The 5699-nt window shown below is 72.3% G+C and carries 4 protein-coding genes; 1 reads left to right on the top strand and 3 read right to left on the bottom strand.

Annotation, left to right across the window (positions count from 1 at the left end):
• Window positions 1-84: 84 nt before the first annotated feature.
• A complete protein-coding gene (locus HG543_RS50865; protein WP_343073648.1) occupies window positions 85-564 on the bottom strand; it encodes a di-heme oxidoredictase family protein in 480 nt (159 codons plus the stop codon).
• Window positions 565-604: 40 nt separating this feature from the next.
• On the opposite strand from HG543_RS50865, the gene HG543_RS50870 reads away from it, so the two are divergent.
• Complete coding sequence (locus HG543_RS50870; RefSeq protein ID WP_169352217.1) at window positions 605-3070, top strand: WD40 repeat domain-containing protein; 2466 nt, start codon at window positions 605-607, stop codon at window positions 3068-3070.
• A gap of 2 nt (window positions 3071-3072) precedes the next feature.
• Here HG543_RS50870 and HG543_RS50875 read toward each other — a convergent pair whose 3' ends face one another.
• Together HG543_RS50875 and HG543_RS50880 are read right to left on the bottom strand one after the other, a co-directional pair.
• Complete coding sequence (locus tag HG543_RS50875; RefSeq protein WP_169352218.1) at window positions 3073-4683, bottom strand: mucoidy inhibitor MuiA family protein; 1611 nt, start codon at window positions 4681-4683, stop codon at window positions 3073-3075.
• 1 nt (window position 4684) lies between these two features.
• Window positions 4685-5699, bottom strand: a 1015-nt coding sequence (locus HG543_RS50880; RefSeq protein ID WP_211194740.1) for a DUF4139 domain-containing protein, incomplete at its 5' end; no start/stop codon positions are given.

Here is a 5699-nt window from a genome sequence, read left to right on the forward strand (position 1 = left end):
GGCGAGACCGGCGGCGGCGGAATGGGCGGGGCAGGTGTCCACGAGGACGCCGATGACATCGACGGCGTCCACCGCCCGCCCGCGTCAGAGTGAGTCGAGGAAGGAGACCAGCGCCTCGCGTTCCATTCGCGACAGGTGGCGCACGGCCTGGCGCGAGGCCTCGGCTTCTCCACCGTGCCAGAGGATGGCCTCCATGGGGGAACGCGCCCGGCCGTCGTGCGGCAGACGGGTATGCCCGTTCACCGCCCGCGTGCGGCCCAGCCCCCAGAGTGGCGGCGTGCGCCACTCCCGGCCCGTGGCGAGGAAGTCCTCGCGCTCGTCCGCCAGGGGCTCGCCCAGGTCGTGCAGCAGCCCGTCCGTGTATGGCCAGATGCGCTGGTGGGACAGCTCCGGGTAGCCGGCCAGCGTGCCGGTGGTGAGCGACGGCCGGTGGCAGCGCGCGCAGCCCACGCGGTGGAAGACGGCCTTGCCCGCGAGCACCTCCGGTGCGTCCACGCTCTCGCTCGCATCGCTCGTGCTTCTCGGTGTCTGCCCCACCCATTGAATCCGGGAGAGGGTCGCCACGAGAATGTGTCCCCTCGCGCCTCGCGGCGAAGGACCCTCCATGCCCCACGACCTCGCATCCCTCACCGAGCTCTCCACCCTCGAACACCTCGTGAGCACCCAGGGCGTGGAGGCGCTGCTCGCCGCCCTGGACTCGGCGCTCGCCCAGACGCCCGAGGCGGCCCGCGTGCAGCGGGAGGACGGGCCCACGGTGGGCCCGAAGACGCTGCGCGTCTTGCGCAAGGCCGTCGCGCTCGACGCCGACTTCCTGCGGGCGCACCCCGAGGCCCTCTTCCAGTGCCTCTACAACCGGCTGCGCTGGTACGACGCGCCCGACGCCGCCGCGCACTACTCCGGGGAAGGCACGAAGCCCTGGAGCGACCCGGAGGCGCACCTGTACGCGCTGGCGGCCCGGTGGCGGCGGCAGCGTGAAGCGGCGGGTGGCGCGCCCTGGGTGGAGTCCCTGCTGCCGCTGCGCGGCGCTCTCGAAGGCGTGGACGAGGTCCTCTGGCACGACGCCCAGGTGCTGTGCGCGGCGTTCGACCCGTTGGGGACGCGGCTGGCCACCGGCTCGTGGTCGGATGGCGACAACGTGCGCGTCTGGGACGTGGCCACCGCCCGGAGCCTCCAGGTCATGGCGGGCCACGAGGGCGAGGTGAGAGCCATTGCCTGGAGCGCGGACGGCAGGCGCCTGGCGTCGGGCTCGAGGTCCCACGACGCGCGCATCTGGGACGTGGAGACGGGAGCGCAGCTGCAGTCCTTCACCGGCCAGGAGGGCCGGGTGACGTCGGTGGCCTTCAGCCCGGACGGGACGCTGCTCGCGGTGGGCAATCTCGGATGGATGATCCACCTGTACGACGTGGCCTCGGGCAGGGAGGTCCACACGCTCCAGGGGCACGAGCAGTCGGTGCTGAGCGTGGCCTTCCATTCCTCGGGGCGCTGGCTGGCCTCGGGCTCCTCGGACAACACCGTGCGCATCTGGGATGTGGAGACGGGGGCGCAGGTGGCGCGGCTCGACTCCGACACGTCCGCTGGCAGCGTGGCCTTCAGCCCGGATGGCGAGTGGCTGGCGTGGTCGGCCGTGGACGGCGTCGCCGTGGCTCGGACGCGGAGCTGGGAGCGGATGAAGGGCGTGAAGGGAACGGGGGGCTACTCCCAGGTGAGCTGGCTGGGGGCGTCGCGTCTGGGGCTGCTCCGGTATGACCGGCTGGAGGTGCTGGAGCTCGGCGACGGCGTCACGCTGTGGACGCGCCCCTATGTCTCGGACGGTCACGAGCGCGGCGCGGCCTTCTCGCCGGACCTGAAGCACTTCGCGTTGACGGCCGCCAACGGAGGCGTGCTCCTGAGCGAGCTCCACGCGCCCGCGCCGCCGACCTTGCTCGCCGAGCAGCACCGTGTGCGCGGCCTCATGGGACAGGCGGAGGGGAGCCTCGCCATCGCGAAGCGGCTCTACGGGGCCTTCGTCATCGATGCCCGGGGACACCCGCGGGAGCTGCCCGCCGACGTCGACGCGTCCGGCCTTCAGCCCTGGCGCTTCAGTCCGGACGGCACGCTGGCCGCCTACCCTGTCGTGCGCTTCCACGAGGAGCCTCGCAGGCGAGGTGTCCAGTTGGTCGACGTGGAGCGACTCGCGCCGGTGCGGGAGCTGTCCGCGCCGCCGCTGGAGGGGCGCGATGCGACGAACAGGCTGACGCTGGAGCTGCCCATGGCCTTCTCACCGGACGGGCAGTGGCTGGCGGCGGTCATCGAAATCGGCGTGGTGCGGGTGTGGTGCGTCGCGGACGGGACGCCGCGGCACACCCTGCGGGGGCCGGCGACGCCCGTCTCGATGGTGGACTTCACGCCGGATGGGGCCTTCGTGGTCTCGGGCTACGCGGAGGCCTCCCGGCTCATGGTGCATGACGTGGGCACGGGGGCGCTGGTGCTCGACACCCAGGCGCTGCTGAAGCCCGCGCCCGCGTACGCGGCGGCGGCCCAGGCGCCTCGCATCGCGGTGGGCCGAATCTCGGGGGAGCTGGAGCTCTTCGACCTGCCCACGGGCTTCCGGCGCGTCCTCCAGGTTTCCGGGAAGCCTGTCATCACGGTGCGGTTGTCCGACGATGGCAGCCGGGTGGCCGCGTGCAGCCTGGACGCGCGCGTGCGCCTCTTCGAGGCGGAGACGGGAAGGCTCCTTTACGAGGTGCCGCATCCGGCGCTGCCATTCGCGGTGGCCATGGAGGGGGATTGGCTGGTCACCCACTCCCAGGACCGGACCACGCGCTTCTTCGACCTCGCGACGGGGGCGCCTCGGGTGGTGCTTCAGGGCGACGCGTCTCCTGACGAGGTGACGCGTCGCAAGTACTGGGAGGTGTTTGGGGAGGGCCCCATCGCCTTCCATCGCCGGCTGGCCCCCGTGCCCATGGCGCACTTCCCGGACCCCCTGGAGGAGGACCTCATCCTGCGCGACGGGCTCGTCGTGGCCCGGGGCCGCAACCCGCGGGACTTCCTGTACGTGTTGCGGCTTCACGACGCCCCGGGCGGGGCGTGAGCTCAGGTGAGCTGCACCCCCGGCGCCATCGACATCCGGAACCACAGGTGGAGCGTGGTGTTCCCGTTGGCGGGCAGCTCCACCTTCCAGGTGACGAAGCCGTTCTCGTCGAGCACGGGCTCCCCGGTGGTCTTCTTCGTGTCCAGCGCCACCTTCACGTGCTCGATTTCCGCCACGGGGATGCGCTCGGTGACGGTGACGGTGCGCGCCTCGCCGGACAGGTTGGACAGGTAGATGAGCCGGTGCAGGGTCTGCTCGGTCCACTTGCTCACCGAGTCCACCTCCTCGCGGTGCTTCTTGTCCTCGCGCTGGATGCGGATGGCGTCGTCCGGGCCGAAGCTCAGCTCGAACTTCTCCTGGGGCGCCACGAACAGCGTCTGCGTCCAGCCCACGAAGCCGTTGTCGCGCAGCAACTCCACCGGGCCCGCCAGCACCGGGCCCGGCGAGGTGTTGCGCGCCACCGCCCGGAGGAAGGCCTTGGCCTCCAGCTCCGGGAAGGCCACCAGCTCCGAGCGCGCCGCGTCCTCGAAGGTGAAGAGCGGCACCACGTTGGGCCGCCCGTCCGAGGGGACGGTGCTCTTGCCGGAGGCCCGCAGGTTGCGCGTCTCGCCGCCGTCGTCCACGCCCGGCAGGTCCACGGTGGCCGGCGCGGAGCCCTTCGCCGGGGCGCTGCCCAGGCCGGCCTTCTGCACCGCCACCTGGCGCGCCTGCACCAGCACCGTCTCGTTCTTCTTCTTCACGGTGAGCAGGTCGTCGCTCAGGAGCGGCGGCTCGATTCCCAGCGAGGAGCGCGCCGTGGAGAACTGGAGCTCCACGTCCTTCCAGTCCTCGCCCGTGTCCTGCCACACCGCGGCGGAGGACGTGAAGCGCACCTGTCCGCCTTCCAATAGCCGCGCCGTGTGCAGCGGCCGCCACATGGCGTTGGGCACCACGTAGTCGATGCGGACCTCCACCTCGCCCTCGCCGCTGGCCAGCAGGTCCGCCTCCAGCCACGCCACCACCTGATGGTCCACGCGGTCCAGGGCCTGCCGCTGGCGCGCCACCGCGGTCAGCTCATCCGACAGATGCTCCATCCTGAAGCTGGCCTGGAGCGTCTCCTCGCGCAGCTGGCGGGCCCGGCGGAACATCGCGTCGAAGGTGTCCTGCCACTGGGCCGCGGTGCCCATGCCCCAGCCCGCGTCCTCGGGGATTTCGCCGGCGCCCAGCACCAGCATGTTGCCCACGCGCTCGAAGCGGAACCTGTTGCGCTGCTGGTCCTCATGCAGCTGCCCGTACTCGCGCTGGAGGACGCGCAGTCGCTCCTCCAGGACGCGGGCCGCCTCCGGCTTGTCCACGGTGCGGATGCGTAGGGCCCGGCGGACGCGGACGTCCGCCACCCGCGCGGGGCCGGCGAGCACCTCGGCGCGAAGGGACACGTCCTGCAGCACGGGAGCGATTCCCGCGAGCACGACGCGGTTCTGCCCGGCGCGCACGCGCACGGTGCCCTGGCGCGTCACCTGGGCCCGGTCCTCCAGCAGTGTCACGCCGCGCACCGGTGCCTCCAGCGGCGTGGCCCCGGTGGGCAGTGGCGGTTCCTGGCGCTCCACTCCCTGCTTCTGAAGCTCCGTGCTCATGTCAGGCCTCGCGGCGGTTGCCGCCCTCGAGCTCGTTGTTGGCGTACAGCTTCACCACGTACCGCGCGGAGAGCTGCTGGGTGTGGTGGGCCGGCACGGTGAGACGCCAGCGCCGCCCGCCTTCCAGCGTCCTGCCGCCGCGCTCCTGTTGCGTGTAGGGCTCCCAGGCCGGGGTGACGGCGCCCTCTTCCACCACCACCTCCGCGTCGGGCGCGGGCTGGGGAATGCGCTCTCGGACCTCACAGGTGATGTCCCGGTCCAGGTTGTTGGCCAGGTCGATGATGACGTCGTGCCACAGCTCCGTCGTCGCGACTATCTTGGAGCCGCTGCGCTGCTCGGAGAAGCGGGTGTTGCGCGCGCAGCGGATGGCCTGCTCCACGCCGAGGCCCAGCTTGAAGTTGCCGCGAGGCGCCACGGTGGGCAGGGTGGTGGACAGCACGTACTCGCCGCCCACGTACACCTCGGCGGGGCCGGCCAGCATGGGGGCGGGCAGCGGGTTCTGCACCTCGGCCTGCCGGTACACGTTCGAGTCCTCGCGCGGCACGGCCACGTAGAGGACGCTGGCGTCACCGGTGCGCGAGCCCAGGGCCACGGAGTGGAAGACGCCGTCCGAGGGGACGTCCACGGTGGCCTCGGCCGTGTAGCTGAAGTCGAAGCGGCTGGAGGTGTTCCTCACGTCGGCGGCGCCGCCGGGGAGGGGCGCGGAGGCCATGTGCTGCGCACGTATCTCCGCCTCGGCCACCGCCGCCATGACGTCGAACGTCACCTCCACCTGGAAGCGCGCCAGCGTCTCCAGGTAGAAGCGGCGCGCGTCCAGGGGCTGGAGCCGGTTGCGGTGCGCCCCGTCCGAGGCGGTGGCGAGCCGCAGGTGCGTGAAGACCACCGCCTCCAGGCCGGCCTGCGTGGGCCCGGCGCCAAATCCCTGGGAGGACCCGCCCCGGTCCGCCTTCTTGGAGAGCTCCCTGCCGCGGCTCACGGCGCGCGGGGGCGCCCCGGGGGGCATCATGGCCCTGGGC

Source organism: Pyxidicoccus fallax, assembly GCF_012933655.1.
GTDB classification, from domain to species: domain Bacteria; phylum Myxococcota; class Myxococcia; order Myxococcales; family Myxococcaceae; genus Myxococcus; species Myxococcus fallax.

Excerpts from the sequence above, each read along its gene's own strand:
- HG543_RS50870 (WP_169352217.1), top strand. The coding sequence starts at position 605 with ATGCCCCACGACCTCGCATCCCTCACCGAGCTCTCCACCCTCGAACAC.
- HG543_RS50875 (WP_169352218.1), bottom strand. The coding sequence starts at position 4,683 with ATGAGCACGGAGCTTCAGAAGCAGGGAGTGGAGCGCCAGGAACCGCCA.